Source organism: Shewanella sp. AC91-MNA-CIBAN-0169, assembly GCF_040310165.1.
GTDB lineage: Bacteria > Pseudomonadota > Gammaproteobacteria > Enterobacterales > Shewanellaceae > Shewanella.
This window is the reverse complement of sequence record NZ_JBEOPM010000202.1, coordinates 1-237: the sequence shown is the minus strand read 5'-3', so window position 1 is coordinate 237 and position 237 is coordinate 1. Positions and strand designations below refer to the sequence as shown.

Annotated in this window: 1 pseudogene; it reads left to right on the top strand. The window is 39.2% G+C overall.

What is annotated here, in order from left to right:
- Nucleotides 1-237: pseudogene (locus AAEY98_RS22670) on the top strand (transposase); the annotation flags it as partial.

Here is a 237-nt window from a genome sequence, read left to right as displayed (position 1 = left end):
ATATACGAGCAATATTTTCCTGAATTACCTGAAGAAGAATTGCCGACGCTTAGGCAAATGGAGCACTTTTTTAAACGAGAATACCGCCAAGTTGATAAGATTGAAGCACAGGCTGGCGAAATAAAAAATAAAAAAGATATACGACCACTGATAGGTACAGCTGCAGCAGATGTTTTGGGGCCAGGTATGCGTTACGAAATTGACGCGACAATAGCTGATATTTATTTAGTATCAGAC